The sequence below is a fragment of the Acididesulfobacillus acetoxydans genome (assembly GCF_902729405.1).
Lineage (GTDB): Bacteria > Bacillota > Desulfitobacteriia > Desulfitobacteriales > Desulfitobacteriaceae > Acididesulfobacillus > Acididesulfobacillus acetoxydans.
In genome coordinates this window covers 3,384,918-3,402,291 of sequence record NZ_LR746496.1, presented here as the reverse complement: position 1 = coordinate 3,402,291, position 17,374 = coordinate 3,384,918, and the positions used below count along the sequence as shown (strand labels likewise).

The following is a 17,374-nucleotide window of genomic DNA, read 5'->3' as shown; positions in this document are numbered from 1 at the left end:
AATAAACACAGCAGAGGAAAAGGGCGGTATAGTATCGAACCTTATACTTGAGATAACATTCTCTAATCCATCCCTAATCTATCCCTAATCTATCTCTGACCAGCAATGTCGAATATTGTTAGATAATGGTGAAAGGGGGCAGAAGGATCAAAGACTGGGTCAAAGACAGGATCAAAGCTGCAGGTCACACGGGTTGAGCGCCGCCGAAAGCGTATCAAATTTGGGTAGGGGGTGTCTCGGGTGGAACAGGAAACAGCGGAGGAACTATATCTTTCCTTTGCCGGGATTTTTCAACGGCCACGGCCGGACATCGCCCGGCATTTGGAGGAATTGATCGACCTTTGGGCGCAGGAAATATCGTCTTCGGAAAAAGTCTTCAGCGAATTGCGCGAGTTCTGCCGGGCTTTTCCGGCTGGAGAAGTGCGTGAAAATGCCCTCTGGAAAGAATATATTCCACTCTTCGAAACGGGCCGCGTAGAGGCCCCGCCCTATGCTTCAGTGTACTTAGACCGGGACGGTCTGGTTTTGGGGTGCGAAGCGGAAGAGGTGAGGAAGTTTTACCTCTCTCTGGGTTACGGGCTCAGGAGTGACCAAAGAGAATTGCCGGACCATCTGGGTGTAGAATTGGAGTTTCTCGCCCGCTTGGCTGGAAGGGGTTCCTGGGATGCGGTTGGGAGTTTCCGGAAAAGTCACTTGCGTCCTTTTCTCCGGGCGATTTTGCCGAAGATCCGAGCATCCGAGCGGCCGGTTTACAGCCAGGCCGCGGAGCTCTTAGCGTCTTGGCAATTGGGTCAGTGTTGATGTTGCCAAGGGGGCGGTTATTAAGAAGGTCCGACCGTTATTAAGAAGGTCGCCGCAATCCGGGAACCGGGAGGAGTCGGGGCAGGCTCGTGAATAGGAATACTTTCCCTTACCAATAGGGGTTATTCGATTTTACCGAGTGCCTTTTGCTTGAGCAAGGCTTATTGACTCAGGCTTTACTTGGGAACATTTGGGCAGTCACCTCCGGCGAAATATTGGCCGTGACTTTATGACTGCGACTTTATGACTGAAATTGTGAACTCTTTAGCGTTATTTTATTTTTGAGGGGGCAAGAACCATATGCAACGCAGGCAATTCCTGAAAGGGGCCCTGTACGGAACCGGGGGAACCTTAGTGGCTTTGAGCGGTTTGGGTGCTGCCACTGCTGCCCTGAACCCGCGCCGGGCTGCGGCCGCCGCGCCGGTTTCCCGCAAAACCGTGTATTCCTCTTGTGAAATGTGCCGTAACCAATGCCCGATTGCAGTAAAAGTCGAAAACGGGAAAGTGGTCAAAATTGACGGCAACCCGAACGATTCGGCCTTTGGCGGGGTCATTTGCGCCAGGGGCAACTCCGGACCGTCTTTACTGTACGATCCGGAGAGGATCAAGAAACCCATGATTCGCACGGGAGAGCGGGGGAGCGGGAAGTTCAAGGAAGTTTCTTGGGATGAAGCCTATACGTATATTGCCCAGAAATTGAAAGCCGTGCAGGAGCAATACGGCGGTGAAGCGGTGGCTCAGACCAGTCACATAGGGCCATATGACGTATTTTTTCAGACGATCGGTAAGGCCATCGGGAGTCCGAACCTGTTCTCACACGAAGCGACCTGTCCGATGGCCCGGATTATCGGCTTAAACACTACTTTTGGTACGGCGGCCATCAATGCCGATTACGCCAATACCAAATATCTCCTGGTAGTAGGCAGGAACTTCTTTGAAGGAATTCATGTCGCCCAGACCAGAGCCGTAGCCAAAGCGCTGAGTCAAGGGACCAAAATGGTCGTTTTAGATCCCCGGTTCAGTGTCCTGGCTGCGAAAGGGGAATGGCTTCCTGTCAAAGGAGCAACTGATCTGGCCTTTATTATGGCGCTGGCCAATGTGCTCATCGACGAGAAGTTATATGACGAAGAATTTATCAAGCAATATACGGTTGGCTTTGATAAGTGGGCGGCCCAGGTGCAAGACAAGACTCCGGCTTGGGCGGCCGAAGAGACCGGCATTTCTCAGGATACGATTATTCGGGTGGCGCGGGAATTAGCCCAAGCCAAGCCGCATTCCCTGATTGAGTACGGCTGGCGGACGACGTTTACCGCAGATGATTTTCAGTTGCGCCGCGCGATCATGATCGTGAATATGATGCTGGGCAATTTCGAGGTTCCCGGGGGTTATTACCAGGTCAAAGACGCGGGTACTCTGAAAAAAGTTCCGGCCATGGCCGCCTATGCGAAAAAACTGGGGCCGGTCAAAGTGCCGCCCTTCCCGAAACCGAAAAAAGGAAGAATCGATGGGACGGGGGAGAAAGGTACGCCCCGCCAGCTAACGCCTATCGCGGACGGAGCGGTCGGTCAGATTACCGAGACGATCCTGACGGGAAAACCTTATCCGATCAAAGCTTGGCTGGTGCATCGCTTCAATCCGGTCATGAGTATCGGAGATACAGAGAAGACATTGGCGGCTATTAAGAAACTGGACCTTCTCGTGACCTGTGATGTTTATATGTCGGACACTGCTTACAATTCCGACGTCGTTCTGCCCGAATGCACGTATTTGGAACGGACAGAGCAAGTTTTTGATATGTCCGGCCTCACTCCCAAATATGTCCTGCGTCAGCAGGCTGTCGACCCGGTCTATGCGGACACTAAGCCGGCCTGGCAGATTTATAAGGAACTGGGGGAAAAGATGGGCTATGGTCAATATTTTCCCTACAAAGACATCGATGATTATGTGGAACGTCAACTCGCTCCGACCGGGATCTCGCGGAAAGTTTTTGCCGAGAAGGGTCTCTGGACGCCGGCCGGCATGAAACCCTTTTACGTCAGGTCCGGTGATGCCAAGGCGCCTCTGACTCTGCTGGCAACGAAGAGCAAAAAGATCGAGATTTTCTCGGATGCTGTCCAGGAAGCAACGGGGGCCGGAGTGCCGGTCTACGTTCCGTATCCCCAGCCGGGTGAAGGAGAATTTCGCCTTATTGAAGGAAAGGTTGCGGTGCACACCAACGTCGGAACGCACAATGTGCCGGTACTGCATGAGCTGATGTCGGAGAATACGTTGTGGATCAACGCGCAAAGCGCGGCTAAGCTTGGCATTAAGACGGGGGATACGCTGATCATTTCGGCCGGCAAGTACGAGCATAAGGGGACGGCCAACGTCACGGAAGGCATCAGGCCGGATACTGTTTTCTGCTACCATGGCTTTGGCCAGATTTCTCCCCAACTCACGCGTGCCTTTGGCAAAGGGATTAACGACAACAAACTGATTCCTGATCAATTGGGTTCTGTGGGCAACTCAATTACCTCTATGACCTTTGTCAAAGTTCGCAAGGCTTGATTCCAAACTTCAAGTAAAAGAGGGTGAATGGAGTGGCGAAACACTACGCCATGGTTATACAGCTGAAGAAGTGCCTGGGCTGCCAAGCTTGTACGGTGGCTTGCAAATTCGAAAACAAAGTTCCGGACGGGCAGTATCGCACGAAGTCCCCGGCTATCGGACCCAGCGGGACTTATCCCAATGTTAAAGTGTTCTTTGAAAAACAGGCCTGCCAAATGTGCCAAGACGCACCCTGTGTCAAGGTCTGCCCGACCACGGCTTCCCACTACAACAAAGACGGTCTGGTTTTGATAGACAGCCACAAATGCGTCGGCTGCAAGTATTGCATGACCGCCTGCCCCTATGATGCCCGCTTTATCAACAAGAACACGGGTACGGCCGATAAGTGCACGTTCTGTTATGATACCCGCCTCACGAAGGGGGAAAAGCCGGCTTGTGTCACCACCTGTGTCGGGGGGGCTTTGCTGTTTGGCGACGCCAATGACCCGCAAAGCGAAGTGGCCCGCTACATGGCCACACACCGGACCGAGGTCCGCAAAGCGCAGTTTGGCACCCGGCCCAGTGTTCATTATGACTACGAAGGAGTGAAATAGCGATGGATATAACTTGGGGTGCCGGTGCCGCGAACCCGGTGATTTGGGGCTGGCTGATTGCCGTTTATCTTTTCTTGGCAGGCATTGCCGGAGGAGCTTTCTTGACGGCCTCTCTGACCGATTTATTTAAGAAGAACGGCCAAGCGAGAGTCATTCGTTCCGGAGCTTTCCTCGCGCCGGTGGCAATCATCGTTGGGCTGGGACTTTTGGTCTTCGATTTGGGCCGTCCGTTGAGTTTTTGGAAACTTATTTTCAACGTTAATTTCGGCTCTGTCATGTCTATCGGGGTATTTATCATCTCGATCTTCACCGTCCTCTCTTTGCTGTACGCCTATCTGGTTTGGACCTCCGTCAAGGTTGGCAGCAAGGTTCAAGTCAGAGTGGGCAGGGCTGCGAACGAGACGGCCGCAACTAAGGCCGCCGGGACAGTGGGAGGACGCGGTATAGTTGCCTTCTTGGGCGCGCTGTTTGCCTTGGGCACCGCGACATACACCGGCTTTTTGCTGTCGGCGGTCTCTACCAATGTCTTCTGGAGCACTCACCTGCCGGGAATAGCCGGAGTGCCTTTCCTGCCTTTTTTGTTCCTGGTTTCCGCTCTCTCCACCGGACTGGCGGCAACCTTGCTCGGAGCGGGCACGTGTGACGATTTGACCGTGTACAAGAAAATAGACATAGTTCTCATTGTGATCGAAATACTGCTCGTGGCGGTTCTCTACGCTTCTGTGCGGGCCGTGTTTTTCAGCGGGAACTTAGCGGCCTTGTTCTGGCTGGGTGTTGTGATGATTGGTTTGATATTGCCTCTGCTGCTTTCGCTCTACGGAGTTTCCCGGCATAAGAACTTAGTGTTGCCCTCCTGCAGCCTGGTCGTGATCGGGGGCCTGGCCCTGCGTTGTTTCGTCGTCTATGCGGGGCAGCTGTTTAAGTAAGGCGAACCGGCCCTGCCACTGTTTAACGGGTCGGGGCTGGGCGGCGGGGTCGCTGTGGCGCCGGCAAAGGCCTCGCCGGCACCACAATTCTTGGTGCGCCATAATCTTTGCCCCGGCCGGGAAGACCTCGATTTTCGGGGTCTTTTTGGTATTTATAGGTATTTTGCCTTTCCCGGAAGCGTAAACATGTATATGAATAACGCTGGGGGAGGATGCCTGTGAACAGTGACTGGGGTCAAACGTGGGACGAGCACGCGGATCTTTTTGTAGCGAGGAACTGGCAGGAGTGCCCGTCAGAGAAAAAGAAGGCTTGGCATCTGCCGAACAAGTTCGCCTATTTTCAAGCGGGAGAAACGGCTTTGCGCGTCGGTATCGTAGCCAGTGCCGCCATTCCCCGGGAAGAGGAACTCTTGTTGGCCGGCGTGATGTGGGGAAATCGCTTGAGTAACGGGGCCAAAACCGTGATCTACTTTGTGGCGCCGGATTTTTCGCCGTTCTTCCTGGAGGCGATGGGAAAAATCGGGGGAGTGCTGAATGCCAGGGCGGTTTACTGGCGGGAGAGACTGACCCCCAGTTTGTATCTGGTGCCGGAGCAACGGACAGGCGGGAGCGATTATCCCACTCTGGGTGAACTGCGCCCCACTTGGAGGACCTGGGGGCAGGGGCTCAATCCGGTGGCTCGCCAGCAGTTGGAGGTTGTCCGGGACTATTTTGCCGGGATCGAAGGGATCCGCTGCGTGTTGAAAGCCCAGCAGATCGCATTCCTGTGGGGTCACCTGGAGATTGCCGAGATTGTGCGCAGGGGAAAGAAGTTTGAATTGGGGACGAAAGCAAAATGGGAAAAGGATCCCGAGTTGATGGGATTGTGGCAGAAAGCGGGCTGGGTCGAAGCTTCGGGCCATCTTAACCGGGAATTCCGCCAGTCGGTCGATAAAATCATAATTCAGCTGAGGGGGTTAGAGGAGCGCGGGCTGCTGAAAGCACGGGACCTGCTCGGTTTTTGGCTGTACCAGAGCGCGGGGGTCGTCTCCACGCTTTGGGGGAAGGCCTGGGAATGGCCTTGGCTTCCGGCGGAGCGGGGGCATAACTGGGTGACCGTGCTCGGGCAGTGGCATTATTTTGCGGCCGACGGACAGATGAGCATCGTCTTGCCGGTGCTGGAGAGACCGATGTCAGAGGCGAGCCTAAGTTTGATCCTCGCCGCTGTTTTAGAGAAAAGCGCGTTGCTGTCCGCTGTAACGGATGATGAGGGGCGACGGTTGGAGTGGGACGGGCGCGTCCAGTGGCTGACCTTGCCGGAATGGGAACAGGACTTGCGTCGTTGGCATTGTTGGCTTAAGGCTCCCGAGCAGTTTCCTATCTGGGTCCTGCCCGAAGGCTGGCAGAAGGAACGGCTGGAGAATTTGAGCGGAAGTTTTTCTCCTTGAATCCCGGTAGGGGGCGGTTGGGCTGCGAGGAGACTTTTCAAGTCCTTTCTTGGCGCCGGGGTCTCAAAAGTCAAGACAGGGTTTGGCATAGAAAGAGCCGGCCAGGTGCAAGAATAAAGCGAGCGGATCGAACCCGGAAAGAAGACGAATGGGAAGGGTGGGGCAGAGTCTCGTCAAAGTCGGATTTATTCGCCGGACAGGCTTAAAACGGTGCGTCAAGTCGGATAGATCGGCTTATGGAATGACTTTGCAGTCTCCCTGAAGGGTGAGGCAGGAATTAGGAGAGAAGATGTCGAAGGAAAGGGCGAAGGAAAGGGCGAAGGAAAGGGCCTGGCCGGTAGGAGGCCCTGGAGCCGCGAAGGGGACGGCGCCCTAAATATAATCGATGCGGAGGATGAGCTATGAGAGTCTTTGTCGCGATCAATTGGAGCCAAGAAACGCTGAGCGAACTGCTTACCTGGCAGCGAATTCTCCGCAATGAGGGCGTCGAGGGGTATTGGCGGGCCGGAGACAATCTACACCTGACTCTGAAGTTCCTGGGGGAGGTCAGCCCCCAAGCAGTGGCGGGCATCGGACAAGCTTTGGCGGTGACGGCGGAGTCGGGCGTGCCCTTTACGGTCCGGCTGGGGGGTTTCGGGGTCTTTCCCAATTTGCAAAGGCCCCGGATTTTGTGGGCGGGTGTGCAGAGCACCGGCCTGGTGCAACTGCAGCGCCGGCTGGATCGGGCCTTGGCCCAACAAGGATATCCGCCTGAGGGTCGGCCGTATCGCCCTCACATAACTTTGGCCAGCGGGGGAATCCGGGGATTTGACGCGCAACGGGTTAGGGACGTGCCGATTAGAACCGACGAGGTGCGGGGGTTTGCATTGATGGAAAGTGTGGTGGAGCGGGGGCGGCGAAAATACGTCCCGCTCGGTGAATACTTGCTGACGGCTAAAAGGGAAAGGAATTGAACGGATGAAATTGCGCAAGGCCAGACTTCAGGATGTGGAGGACATGCTCTCCCTGATCAACCATTTTGCGGAGGAAGGTCTCATGCTGCCACGTTCGCGGAACACACTTTACGAGAGTGTCCGGGACTTTTTATTGGCGGAAGAGGATGGAAAAATTGTGGGCTGCGGCGGCTTGCACATTATTTGGGAAAAACTGGCGGAGATTAGGGCTTTGGCCGTAGCTCCGGAAGAACAAGGAAAGCATGTCGGGCAGACCCTTGTCGCCGCTTTAACGGAGGAAGCCCAGGCTTTGGGCTGCGACCAGGTCTTTGCTTTGACCTACAGCCCGGTTTTCTTTGAACGCTGCGGCTTTCATCGCGTCGATAAAGAGAAGATGCCCCAGAAGGTTTGGAAAGAGTGTATTAACTGTGTCAAGTTCCCCAACTGTGATGAGGTGGCCGTCATCTATGATTTCGGAGAAACGGAAAGTGACGCAGTCCGCAGGACAACGGATGTGGCGGCGGAGGAAAAAAATGGGGCGGATGATGAGTGAGCCGCTGGTGTAGACGAAGGGTGAGTGGCCATGCTGACGACGGTGGAAATCTATACCGACGGCGCCTGTTCCGGAAATCCCGGTCCCGGAGGCTGGGGCGCCATTCTGCTCTATGAGGGGCGGGAGAAAGAACTGTCAGGATATGAGGCGGCGACGACCAATCAGAGGATGGAACTGACGGCGGCGTGTCAGGCGCTGGGAACGCTGAAGAGACCATGCCGGGTGCGGCTTTACAGCGACAGCGCTTACCTGATCAATGCTTTTCGCCAAAATTGGTTTGCCGGTTGGCTTAGAAACGGCTGGCTCAATTCTAAGAAAAAGCCAGTGGAGAATTCGGATCTTTGGCGGGACCTGCTGGCTCAGGCCCAGAGGCATGAAGTTGAGTGGCTCAAGGTCAAAGGCCATGCCGACAATGCCTTTAACAATCGCTGTGACGCTCTGGCCCGGGATGAGATTCGCCGCCACGTGCGTCCGGGATCATGACCAAGAGGCTTAGCCGTATGCCCCTGGCTTCAGCCGCCATAGGGAGGTTCGGGGTTCCGGTCCCGTAAGACTCGGTGACACTTTGTGCCCCACCTTAACATAAACCATAGTATAAATATGGAAGTTGTGTTAACGGTGGGGAGGTCCGCATGGTCGAGAAAAGAGAAGTGGAAAAGGCCGTGGCCCAGGCCCGGCAGTTCGTATTCACCGGTATGCGCCAGATCCTGTCAGGAAAGTTGGACGAGGCTCATGGGGTTTCGGCGAGCCCGGGGGCGACGGCTCTTGCCGTCTTGGCCCTGCTGACCGTAGGCCGGGATTTCGGGGGAGCGGAGAAACGGGGTATAACCTGGCTCAGGCAACAGCGGCAAGGTCAGGGATGGGGAAAATATCCGGGGGATTCCCCTGACCCGGAAATTTCCCGCCTGGTTCAGGCTGTGACTCAAAGCGGCCAAGGGGGTTGGCTCAGCCGAGTGGTGCTCCTCAGCCGGGCCCGGCAGTTTTCAGAAATGATTCTCTCCCTGGGTCAAAAAGTCGTACCCGGGCTGGAAGGTCCAACCCCGGAGGAAATAGCCTTACCCGGGATCCTGCGCGAAGCCGTGTTGAGGAAACTCCCCGCTTACGGGCGGCCGGTCGTTGTCGCCGCCGCCCTCCTGGCCTCGAACGAAAGCCAGGGCATCCGCCCTGCCGCTGAGTATTTAGTGGATTTTCAGATGGGCGACGGCTCTTGGTCAGAGGATGTTGTGGCAACGAGCCTGGCCCTCCTGGCGTTGGTACGCTGGCGCTTTGCCGGTGACAAAGTCGGGAAGGCGGGAGAGTGGCTCGTGCGCAAGCAGTATGGGGATGGGAGTTGGCCGGCTTTCGATCATCTGCAAAACTGGTCGGTAGGCTGGGCTTTGAACATCATGGGGGGACGCGACCGAGAAGAGGCAGAACTCCTGGCGCAAGCGGAGCGGCGGCTTAAAAGCGGGCAATATGCCGACGGCAGTTATGGCAGTACTTCACCTTATACCCAACCGGACTTGGATGATACGGCGGTGGCTTTGCTTGGCCTATCCGCTTCGCCGGAAAGCCGCAAGGGAGTGGAACTTCTCAAACGCCTGCAGAACCGGGATGGGAGTTGGGGCACTTTTCCCTCTTTCAGGGGAAAACCGCCGGATTTGGAGTGCGGCTTTCCGGTCTACATCCGGAGCACGGATGTGACTCTTCATATTCTTGAAGCCCTTGGGCGGCATCGCAGCCGCGACGCGTATCAAACCATGGTCCGGGGGTTGGAGTGGCTCCTGACAAAACAGAAAACCAGCGGAGCTCTTGATTCCGTCTGGTTCGAGGGTCCGATTTACGGAACGGCGCAACTGGCCGAGCTTTTAGGAAAATGGAGATTCAACTGGCAAAATTGGACAGGAGCGCGCAAGATACTTCTGGCCCGCCGCAAGGCGCAGGATTTTCTCTGGGCGGCGCAGAACCCGGACGGATCCTGGGGTTCATCCGTGGCGGAGACCGCTTTGGGTCTGTCGGCCGTCGGTTACCCGGGGAAACGGGGCGAAAAAGAGGCCTTGGGTAAAGGGGTAGAACGGCTGATAGGGGAGCAACAGCCTGCCGGGTCATTTAGACCGTCTTACCGAGGAATTTATGCCAAGGGTTGGAATTATGAAGAACCGCTGGCCACGGCTTTAACAGTGATACAAGCTTGGGAGAAATATTTACGCTTTGCCTTTTGAACGCCGGAAAAAATCAGGCAATTGTGGCCCGGGCTTTCCTGGACGCGGGTCGTCGGGGACCCGCTTGGCGGCGGCGCACCGGCAAAGGATGCTGCTGCAGGATCGTGTGCAGCAGATTCCACTGCATGTCGAGCTGCGCATTGGCTATTTCCCGCTCGCCGACTCCTTTTTCCTTCAGGTAGTCTCGGGAGGAAACCTCGAATTCACGCAAAAAACGCAAGGCCTCATCATTGTTTGGCAGCATTTGGCATACCTCCGATCCTATATCTCTTTTATTCCTAGTGTACTCCGTACCTCTTGTGTCTCTTGTGTCTCTTGTGTCTCTTGTGTCTCTTGTGTCTCTTGTGTCTCTTGTGTCTCTTGTGTCTCTTGTGTCTCTAGTATTTCTTGTATCTTTTGTATTTCTTGTATTTCTTGTATCTGTTGTATTTCCTGTGCTGCTTGTGTTTGTGTTACTTGTGTTTCCTGTATTCTCCATATTACTTGTATGTCTTTTATCTCGTCTATATTTTCGGGTGTTTGTCCGATCTTAGCGGATGAAATAGCTTAGTCACATTATAATGGAAAGACGCAATGAATTTTGTTGGAATAGGGAACTTAGAACGGGGAAAATAGAGAAAAGAATAGGGGATTAGCTGGATTTTGTAAAGGATTTCGCGGAAAGGCGCGATAACCTGGGCTTTGAGGAACGCCAGAGGGAAATATCGACCAAGAGGCGGTTTCCGGCTCGATAATGCTTTTTGGCTGCGGCGGTATCTTTCAGTTCCAGGAAGCAGTCGGCCAGGGCGTGATGAATACTCGCCGTATAACTTATTGTCAAGAGAGCCTGAGTCAGTCTATGGGCGCCGTTGTGCGGAAATCCGGCGCCTTTCGCCAGGCGGAGAGAACGTTCATAAAGTTTGACAGCTTCCGCAGTCTTGCCGTTCTGACGCAGGATGTGAGCTTGGGTGGCGAGTAACAGCGGATTGGCCAGGGCATAAGGGTTGTCGTGCAGGACCGACAGGGCTTTGCGGCTTTTTCCCTCCCTGAGATGAATCTCCGCCAGGGTGGCACAGACCAAGGGATCGGAACTGGGCAAAAATTGTTCCAGCAAGGAGATCGCTCTGTCCTTTTCTTTTAGGTAATAGTAAAGTTGACTGGCGAAGCGGGCGATCACCAAAGGGCTGGCAGCCTGGGAGATTTCCTTGGCCATACGCTTGGCGACGATCTTCCTGTCCGGCAGCGCGAAAGATTTCTTGAACAGCATGGCCAGATAAGAAAGGACAAGACCAACTAAGAAAGCCAAAACCCCTGCCTTCCAGCCAAAACGCCAGCCGCAGATCAGCCCAGTCATGAAGGACAAAGTGATAAGAAAGAAAAAGTAATAGAGTTTCTGGACATAGAAAACTTCCGGGTCGAGTGGTGTGTTTTTCATGAGATCCCCCCCACTAATGTCTACGATCAAGTTGGGGGAGTTAGAACCGGATTGGGTCTTGCAATTCTCGTGAGTTGCGTTATAATAGATTTTGTTTGGGGGTATAGCTCAGCTGGGAGAGCGCTAGAATCGCACTCTAGAGGCCAGCGGTTCGATCCCGCTTACCTCCACCAAATAGCCCTTATGGGAAGCGGGTTTGAAGAAAGCCCGCTTCCTTTATTTTACATATGAAGCATTTTGACCACTAAATTTGACCACAACGGGGACGAGCTCAAAAAGGAATAGACAGGGCAAGGCGAAAGCCGGGAGTTATTTCCCGGCTCTTTTTATGTCTCTCAACTGTAATTCGATCTTCTCTCGGATGTACTGCTCAGAATTATTATTCTTAAATAGATCATCTACCTCCTTACACAGCTCCCTATGTTGCTGTTCAGTAATCTCCAACCTAATTTTCTTAGTACGGAGCCCAGACTTTATTTTTCTATCAGGGCGAGAATCTCTTGCTTTCTCGTAGTGCCTGCGGTTAACAAATTTTCCTGAACCATACACCGATTCACCACAACCACACTCACAAAGTCTTTTGGGTTTCAATCCCTCTATTGTTTCCAGTGTGTTTAAAAGAAAGCAAGACAAAAGATCGGTCAAATACCCTTTGAGTTGAAGCGATTTCCCCACAGTGAAAGACACCCTTTGCTTTGACAAATAATGGGTAATGTTAAAAATTAGGTTCTTGCGTTGCCATTCTTTAAGATCCTCCCTCGATGGGGTTCGCATTTCACAAGGGGGATGAGGTAGCACAAAAGGGAGTTTTGACCAATACTCTTCAGAACCTTTTACTCTTGGACGGGGGAACTTATCAGAGGGTATCCATTGGGTTTGGGGCATTTCAGTGAAGAAAGCGGTATACACCTTGATCCAATACTTAGGAATTTTATCCCGGTGTTCTGCTTCATAGGCGAAGGCTGTTGCCATGAAATCATCCCGTAATAATCCAACGGCTGGCGGCATTGCTCGTTCCGGTGCGGTTATGCGTTGGTAAATGTCTAAAATTTCCTGAACCCATTGGGCTGTCCCAATTAGGGAACTGAGGGGCATGCGGTTTCCTTTTACCTGAAAGGGTGGCCCGTACCGTTCCCAAAAATGCAGTAGCGGGCTTTCCGGGTTATTGAGGCCATTGCCATTTACTTTTTGGAACAGGTCGTATTCATTCCCTTGCAAAAACTCTTTAGCGCGAGACGGAGGGTATTGCAACAAACTGGCAGCTTTTATGAGTATCCGAAAATCTTTCTCGAACTGAAGTAATTCTCCTTGGGGGATAAATTTCCCCCCAGGGGAAGGGTCCCACTCCAACCAAAATTCTACATTATTGCGTGGGGTAAGTTTTAGTTTGGATGGTCGCAATTTTGGTCGTGTCTCTATGTCTACATTGTACACCCCTGTACACCCCCTATATTATTCTTTAATTATACGATATCAAACGAGAAAAAACAAGGCAAATTCAGCAACAACCGTTCCTTGACAACTCGCTCTTTGAAAACAACATAACGTCACTGTGACCGAAGGATACGCGAGCCAAGACCTTGACGAGGCCACGAGGGACGGTGCAATTCCGTCGATTAAAGTAGGATGAAGTGAGCCAGCAAGCGAGCGCGCCGGAAACGACACGGAAGAGACAGTTGAAGTAAAAAAGGGATGTAAACTCAAGAGGAGGTATTTTACATTTATGATTACTGCAAAAAATCCACTTCTTATCGAAAATGCACCTGATATACTTGGGCCCCGCGAAATCGCTCGAATATTAAATAGTCAATTGGCGACAGGTTATGAGCTCTTTAAGAGAGCGGATTTCCCTGGCTTCAAAATTGGCAAAAAACATTTGGTGGCCAAAAAGGCATTCGTTGCATGGCTTGAAAGGCAAGGTCAAAAAGACACTATCGCCTGCTGATTCGGGTTTCCTATAAAAACAAAAACCCCGGCTGCGCAGGCCGGGGGAGAATCGAGGTGACAATTTGAGTAATTCCTATATGGGAATCATATCAGGAAATCAAGATGTTTTCAAGCTTATCCGCGAGATTCCTCTTAGGGAAATCTTTAAACGCTATTCCCCGAACCCACTCACGCTTCGGGCCGGGAAGCTCTGGGTGGTCTGCCCATTCCACGAGGACAAAAACCCTTCGTTATCCTTTAAAGGGGATCGTTTCCACTGTTTTGGCTGCGGAACAAGCGGGGATGGGGTTGACTTCGTCGCTAAGCTCTACGGACTGACGGCCCTTGAAGCCGCCCGGCTGATTGCCTCAGACTTCGGCCTTGCGGTCGAGCGGGACAAACCCTTGAGCCGAGAGCAACGGGCTGAGATTCGGGAGCGGCAGGAGCGGCGAGAGCTGGAACGCGCGTGGAAGCAGGGTGTAGATTCGCTCTTCCGGATGGCCTGCGACATGCGCGACAACCTTTTGCAGATGATTAAGCCTGAAACAGTGGACGATGAAACGATGGAATTGTTAATTAACTTAGAACACCTGATTGATGCCATTATCACGGAAGACGATGGCAAAATTTTTATCCTTCTGGATGGTGGTGGAACTTATGGGACTTATTGAAAACTTAGCGAAGGCGCAGGAACTGGTAAAAGCAAGACAGGAGCAGGAAGCGCGTGAGGTAGCGGAAAGGGTTTGCGAGTCGGCCTTTCCCCTTATTCCGGAGTGGCCGGTTCTGCCGCGGGAGGCACTACATGGGTTAGCGGGAGAAGTTGTGGCGAACATCTTGCCTCATTCTGAAAGTGACAAGGCGGCGCTCCTTGTGAATTTCTTGATTGGGTTCGGAAACATTGTTGGTCGGGGTCCATATTTCCAAGCTGGCGCAGACAAACACTACACGAACCTGTTCGCCGTTTTGGTTGGCGAATCCGCTAAAGGTCGAAAAGGATCATCGTGGGGATGGGTTCGCGATCTATTTGCCAAGATTGAGCCGGAATGGGCAAAATACAAAACCCCCTCGGGTCTGTCCACAGGGGAGGGGCTAATCTGGGCTGTCCGCGATCCCATTATCGAGCAACAACCCCGTAAGGAAAAGGGGGTTGTCATTGACTACCAAGATGTAATCACAGATCCCGGCGTCTCTGACAAGCGAATCCTTGTTATTGAGGGTGAATTCGCCAGTATGCTCAAGGTCATGAGTCGTCAGGGAAACACGCTCTCCCCCGTAGTACGTCGGGCATGGGACGGGGAGACGTTGCAGGTGTTGACCAAGAATTCCCCTGCGAGGGCAACGGGCGCACACGTTTCCGTCGTTGGGCACATCACGCGCGACGAACTGACAAGGACATTAAGCGAGACTGAAAACTTCAATGGTTTTTCTAATCGATTTTTATGGGTGTGCGTCCGACGGTCAAAGTTACTTCCGGACGCTTGCCCTCTAGAGGACGACATACTTCGTGACTTGGCAGAGCGAGTCCGGTCAGCCGTTGTGTCAGCCCGAAACACCCACGAGGTAAAGCGAGATGAGGACTCCCAGCACATGTGGCAGATCGTCTATTCGGAGCTGGCGCAGGGAGCGAGTGGCCTTCTCGGGGCCGTAACCGCCCGGAGCGAAGCGCAGGTCATGCGTTTGGCGTTGATTTACGCTTTGCTGGATCAATCCGACGTGATTCAGCGAGAGCACTTGCTGGCAGCTACGGCACTTTGGGAGTATTGCAGCCAGTCGGCAAGGTTCGTCTTCGGTGAGCGGGCGGAGGATGGTCTACAACAAAAGATTCTCGACCTCCTACAGGAGGGCCCAAAAACACAAACGGAAGTTTACATCAATTTCCAAAAGCACACGTCAAGCGGAAAAATTGCTGGCGCATTGAAAACGTTGCTGGCTCAAGGAAGGGTCGCGCTGGAAGAAACCAGGAGGACGACCGGCAGGCCGGTGAAAACTTGGAAATCAGTTGCGCAAAAAGCGCAAAAAGCGCAATAAGGCCTCCCACGCGGGTTTGCGGGTTATTCGGGCGTGCGCATTAATGCGCAAAAAGTATCGCGGGCAATGGGTACCGACTTAATGCGCACTTAATGCGCGACTTAATGCGCAGCTGAAACCCGCTCCCAGAGCCTTTTTGCGCCAAATACGCTTTTTGCGCAGATTATATTTAGTTTTTTCTAGGAGGTGTCATGATTGGGTGTCCTTGATCTGGCTAAAAACATTCCCCCTCGTGGTAAGAGCCCAGTGAAGGTTTACAACGCGGCAAGGCTGTTTGAATTGAAGCGGCGATATAACGAACTCCTAGCGCGTGAGATAAAGGGTGAGCAGTGGCTAGATGATCCAAAGCGAACGGATGAGGAAGCTCAAAGGTGGATGCCTGAATTTCAAAAAATCCTTGCGGAAATCAATGCGATTTTGAATGAGTTAGGGGTCCACGGCACGACGCTAGATGAGCGAATGGAGGGATTCAAGCTGGATGAACATTTTTGACGTAGCAAAGTCAATCCCCCGTAAGGAGGGTATGGAGACAGCACAGAGAGTTATTCGCCAGGTTGAGGAGAGGGGGACCTGGCTATGGAGTAGTGAGGGAAAAATACAGATGGAGTCACACAGGGGGTCTCTCCCTATAGGAGAACTCAACTCTCAAATAGTACGGAATACAAATATTATTTTACTCGAAATATTATCTAGGCAGAATGCCCGTTCTGAGTGCTTAGAGGTGGGCCATTGTGTTTTTTGGCCGGAGTGTGACCTGTTTCCCGTGCAACCTGGGGTTTGTAAGAAACGATCTGCGCAAAAAGCGTATTAAGCGCAAAAAGGCCTGTAGTAAGGCTTTGCGGTCTTGCGTACCCTGCGCATTAAGTGCGCATTAAGTCGGAAGGGGGTGTTGATTTTGAAGCTTAAGTATTTCCGGGAGTGGATTGTTTCAAATTACGCGAAGTCAGATGGCGCGGTTGGGGATTTGGCCAGAGATGTAAAAAGTGATGCCCGTTTCCCTGGAAGGGCCATAGACGAGTCCGTCATTCTGGGCTATCTGCGCAGCAGAGGGGTTTGCGATGCGGCGATGGAGACATTCAGTCAGGCATGGGCCTTTATGAATTAGGGCAGCGGAGGGGGTTCTGAGTTGGAGTCTGCAATTTGGCTAGCCGCGTTGAGTGACATTCGGCGGCGAATTCAAGCTGCGCGTAAGTGGCAAGAAACCGCTTCGCTGGAAGAGGTGAAGGATCATGCTTGGCAGCTGGAGGTGTTAGAGCGAATGCACTCGGAGATTTTTGCCAGGCTCATGATCTTTGAGATTGATTGGGAACAGCGTCCAGACGGTTCAATCGGCACGGCAGACATCCTGCGGGGGGATTTTGAGCTACGGTATTCGCCCGGCTTTTATGGGGAGAAGGTGGTCATCCGATGATCGAGATTAAGCTGCCGAAACAACGACTGGCGATGACAGAGTCTGAGTTCATGGAGCTTCTAAGGGGGCGTCCCGACTTATGGGCAACGGCCCTGAGACGGGGCAAGGCATTCTCACGGCATGAGCGGGAGGTTGCGCGCACTAGGCAGGTTTTTGTAAAACACTGAAATTTTGGGAGGAGTGGTCATTTTGTTGACACCGGCAGAACGAGAGACAGTTATCCGCTTTGATGAGGAAGATCGCGTGGCTGAGCTATACACCGCGTCCCGAAGGGTGGCAGACAAGTTAATCAAAGGCGGCCTGGTGCCTTTAAAGACAACGGAGGGCGGCGGAGAGACAGCCGGCTGGTACTTCGAGATAGATTCATATGATGTCATCGTGAAGCCTTCGCGGAATGCTATCAGGTTAGGTGTAAAGCCCTATCACGAGTCGAACTTGAGTCCGGAAGAAAAGGCAGCGATTAGGAAGCGTTTCACTGCTTCGTAGGCAGGCACAAACGAACCCTATCTTGCCCAGGGGGTAGGATTATACCGGGGCACAGAGATAGGTGCTCGAAAACGCTATAGAGTAAGCGATCCAGAAGCTTGTACGGCGAATCTAGGGAGGGGGCCGACC

Annotated in this window: 19 protein-coding genes and 1 tRNA gene; 17 read left to right on the top strand and 3 right to left on the bottom strand. The window is 53.0% G+C overall.

Annotated features, from left to right (window positions below; all coding sequences use genetic code 11):
- Positions 1–240 precede the first annotated feature (240 nt).
- From MNU25_RS15180 to MNU25_RS15140, 9 genes are all read left to right on the top strand, one after another.
- Entirely contained in the window at positions 241–801 is a 561-nt protein-coding gene (locus MNU25_RS15180) for a TorD/DmsD family molecular chaperone (RefSeq protein WP_240985836.1), read from the top strand.
- 300 nt (positions 802–1,101) lie between these two features.
- Positions 1,102–3,348 (top strand): molybdopterin-dependent oxidoreductase, encoded by a 2,247-nt coding sequence (locus MNU25_RS15175; protein WP_240985835.1) that lies wholly within the window; start codon positions 1,102–1,104, stop codon positions 3,346–3,348.
- 32 nt (positions 3,349–3,380) lie between these two features.
- Entirely contained in the window at positions 3,381–3,941 is a 561-nt protein-coding gene (locus tag MNU25_RS15170) for a 4Fe-4S dicluster domain-containing protein (RefSeq protein ID WP_240985834.1), read from the top strand.
- 2 nt (positions 3,942–3,943) lie between these two features.
- Positions 3,944–4,867 (top strand): NrfD/PsrC family molybdoenzyme membrane anchor subunit, encoded by a 924-nt coding sequence (gene nrfD, locus MNU25_RS15165; RefSeq protein WP_240985833.1) that lies wholly within the window; start codon positions 3,944–3,946, stop codon positions 4,865–4,867.
- A gap of 218 nt (positions 4,868–5,085) precedes the next feature.
- A complete protein-coding gene (locus MNU25_RS15160) occupies positions 5,086–6,294 on the top strand; it encodes a hypothetical protein (RefSeq protein WP_240985832.1) in 1,209 nt (402 codons plus the stop codon).
- Positions 6,295–6,695: 401 nt separating this feature from the next.
- Entirely contained in the window at positions 6,696–7,247 is a 552-nt protein-coding gene (thpR, locus tag MNU25_RS15155; protein ID WP_240985831.1) for an RNA 2',3'-cyclic phosphodiesterase, read from the top strand.
- Positions 7,248–7,251: 4 nt separating this feature from the next.
- Positions 7,252–7,779, top strand: coding sequence for an N-acetyltransferase (locus MNU25_RS15150; protein ID WP_306425009.1), 528 nt, complete (start codon positions 7,252–7,254; stop codon positions 7,777–7,779).
- Between the two features lie 33 nt (positions 7,780–7,812).
- Positions 7,813–8,262, top strand: coding sequence for a ribonuclease HI (rnhA, locus tag MNU25_RS15145; RefSeq protein ID WP_240986875.1), 450 nt, complete (start codon positions 7,813–7,815; stop codon positions 8,260–8,262).
- Positions 8,263–8,411: 149 nt separating this feature from the next.
- Entirely contained in the window at positions 8,412–9,980 is a 1,569-nt protein-coding gene (locus MNU25_RS15140) for a prenyltransferase/squalene oxidase repeat-containing protein (protein WP_240985830.1), read from the top strand.
- A gap of 13 nt (positions 9,981–9,993) precedes the next feature.
- On the opposite strand, the gene MNU25_RS15135 is transcribed toward MNU25_RS15140, so the two are convergent.
- Positions 9,994–10,224 carry a hypothetical protein gene (locus MNU25_RS15135; protein ID WP_240985829.1) on the bottom strand — a complete coding sequence of 77 codons (231 nt, stop codon included), beginning with the start codon at positions 10,222–10,224 and terminating at the stop codon, positions 9,994–9,996.
- A 387-nt stretch (positions 10,225–10,611) separates the two neighbouring features.
- Entirely contained in the window at positions 10,612–11,394 is a 783-nt protein-coding gene (locus MNU25_RS15130; RefSeq protein WP_240985828.1) for a tetratricopeptide repeat protein, read from the bottom strand.
- 97 nt (positions 11,395–11,491) lie between these two features.
- On the opposite strand from MNU25_RS15130, the gene MNU25_RS15125 reads away from it, so the two are divergent.
- A tRNA-Ala gene (locus MNU25_RS15125) sits at positions 11,492–11,567 on the top strand.
- A 136-nt stretch (positions 11,568–11,703) separates the two neighbouring features.
- On the opposite strand, the gene MNU25_RS15120 is transcribed toward MNU25_RS15125, so the two are convergent.
- The gene (locus tag MNU25_RS15120) at positions 11,704–12,828 is read right to left on the bottom strand and encodes a hypothetical protein (RefSeq protein WP_240985827.1); all 1,125 of its coding nucleotides are present in this window, start codon (positions 12,826–12,828) and stop codon (positions 11,704–11,706) included.
- Positions 12,829–13,117: 289 nt separating this feature from the next.
- Between MNU25_RS15120 and MNU25_RS15115 the strand changes: the two genes are divergently transcribed.
- From MNU25_RS15115 to MNU25_RS15085, 7 genes are all read left to right on the top strand, one after another.
- Positions 13,118–13,339 (top strand): helix-turn-helix domain-containing protein, encoded by a 222-nt coding sequence (locus tag MNU25_RS15115; RefSeq protein WP_240985826.1) that lies wholly within the window; start codon positions 13,118–13,120, stop codon positions 13,337–13,339.
- Between the two features lie 64 nt (positions 13,340–13,403).
- Positions 13,404–13,991: a CHC2 zinc finger domain-containing protein gene (locus MNU25_RS15110; RefSeq protein WP_240985825.1), complete on the top strand. Its 588-nt coding sequence runs from the start codon at positions 13,404–13,406 to the stop codon at positions 13,989–13,991.
- On the top strand, positions 13,978–15,348 hold the full coding sequence (locus MNU25_RS15105) for a DUF3987 domain-containing protein (RefSeq protein WP_240985824.1): 1,371 nt from the start codon (positions 13,978–13,980) through the stop codon (positions 15,346–15,348). The genes MNU25_RS15110 and MNU25_RS15105 overlap by 14 nt, the downstream gene beginning before the upstream one ends.
- Positions 15,349–15,543: 195 nt before the next feature.
- Complete coding sequence (locus MNU25_RS15100) at positions 15,544–15,840, top strand: hypothetical protein (protein WP_240985823.1); 297 nt, start codon at positions 15,544–15,546, stop codon at positions 15,838–15,840.
- A gap of 403 nt (positions 15,841–16,243) precedes the next feature.
- Positions 16,244–16,453 (top strand): YozE family protein, encoded by a 210-nt coding sequence (locus MNU25_RS15095; protein ID WP_240985822.1) that lies wholly within the window; start codon positions 16,244–16,246, stop codon positions 16,451–16,453.
- A gap of 21 nt (positions 16,454–16,474) precedes the next feature.
- The gene (locus MNU25_RS15090; RefSeq protein WP_240985821.1) at positions 16,475–16,759 is read left to right on the top strand and encodes a hypothetical protein; all 285 of its coding nucleotides are present in this window, start codon (positions 16,475–16,477) and stop codon (positions 16,757–16,759) included.
- Positions 16,760–16,948: 189 nt separating this feature from the next.
- On the top strand, positions 16,949–17,245 hold the full coding sequence (locus MNU25_RS15085) for a hypothetical protein (RefSeq protein ID WP_240985820.1): 297 nt from the start codon (positions 16,949–16,951) through the stop codon (positions 17,243–17,245).
- The last annotated feature ends 129 nt before the right edge of the window (positions 17,246–17,374 follow it).

Bases quoted from the DNA above. Each gene is read 5' to 3' on its own strand.
- MNU25_RS15175 (WP_240985835.1), top strand. From the start codon at position 1,102: ATGCAACGCAGGCAATTCCTGAAAGGGGCCCTGTACGGAACCGGGGGA.
- nrfD (WP_240985833.1), top strand. From the start codon at position 3,944: ATGGATATAACTTGGGGTGCCGGTGCCGCGAACCCGGTGATTTGGGGC.
- thpR (WP_240985831.1), top strand. From the start codon at position 6,696: ATGAGAGTCTTTGTCGCGATCAATTGGAGCCAAGAAACGCTGAGCGAA.
- MNU25_RS15150 (WP_306425009.1), top strand. From the start codon at position 7,252: ATGAAATTGCGCAAGGCCAGACTTCAGGATGTGGAGGACATGCTCTCC.
- MNU25_RS15140 (WP_240985830.1), top strand. From the start codon at position 8,412: ATGGTCGAGAAAAGAGAAGTGGAAAAGGCCGTGGCCCAGGCCCGGCAG.
- MNU25_RS15135 (WP_240985829.1), bottom strand. From the start codon at position 10,224: ATGCTGCCAAACAATGATGAGGCCTTGCGTTTTTTGCGTGAATTCGAG.
- MNU25_RS15130 (WP_240985828.1), bottom strand. From the start codon at position 11,394: ATGAAAAACACACCACTCGACCCGGAAGTTTTCTATGTCCAGAAACTC.
- MNU25_RS15115 (WP_240985826.1), top strand. From the start codon at position 13,118: ATGATTACTGCAAAAAATCCACTTCTTATCGAAAATGCACCTGATATA.
- MNU25_RS15105 (WP_240985824.1), top strand. From the start codon at position 13,978: ATGGGACTTATTGAAAACTTAGCGAAGGCGCAGGAACTGGTAAAAGCA.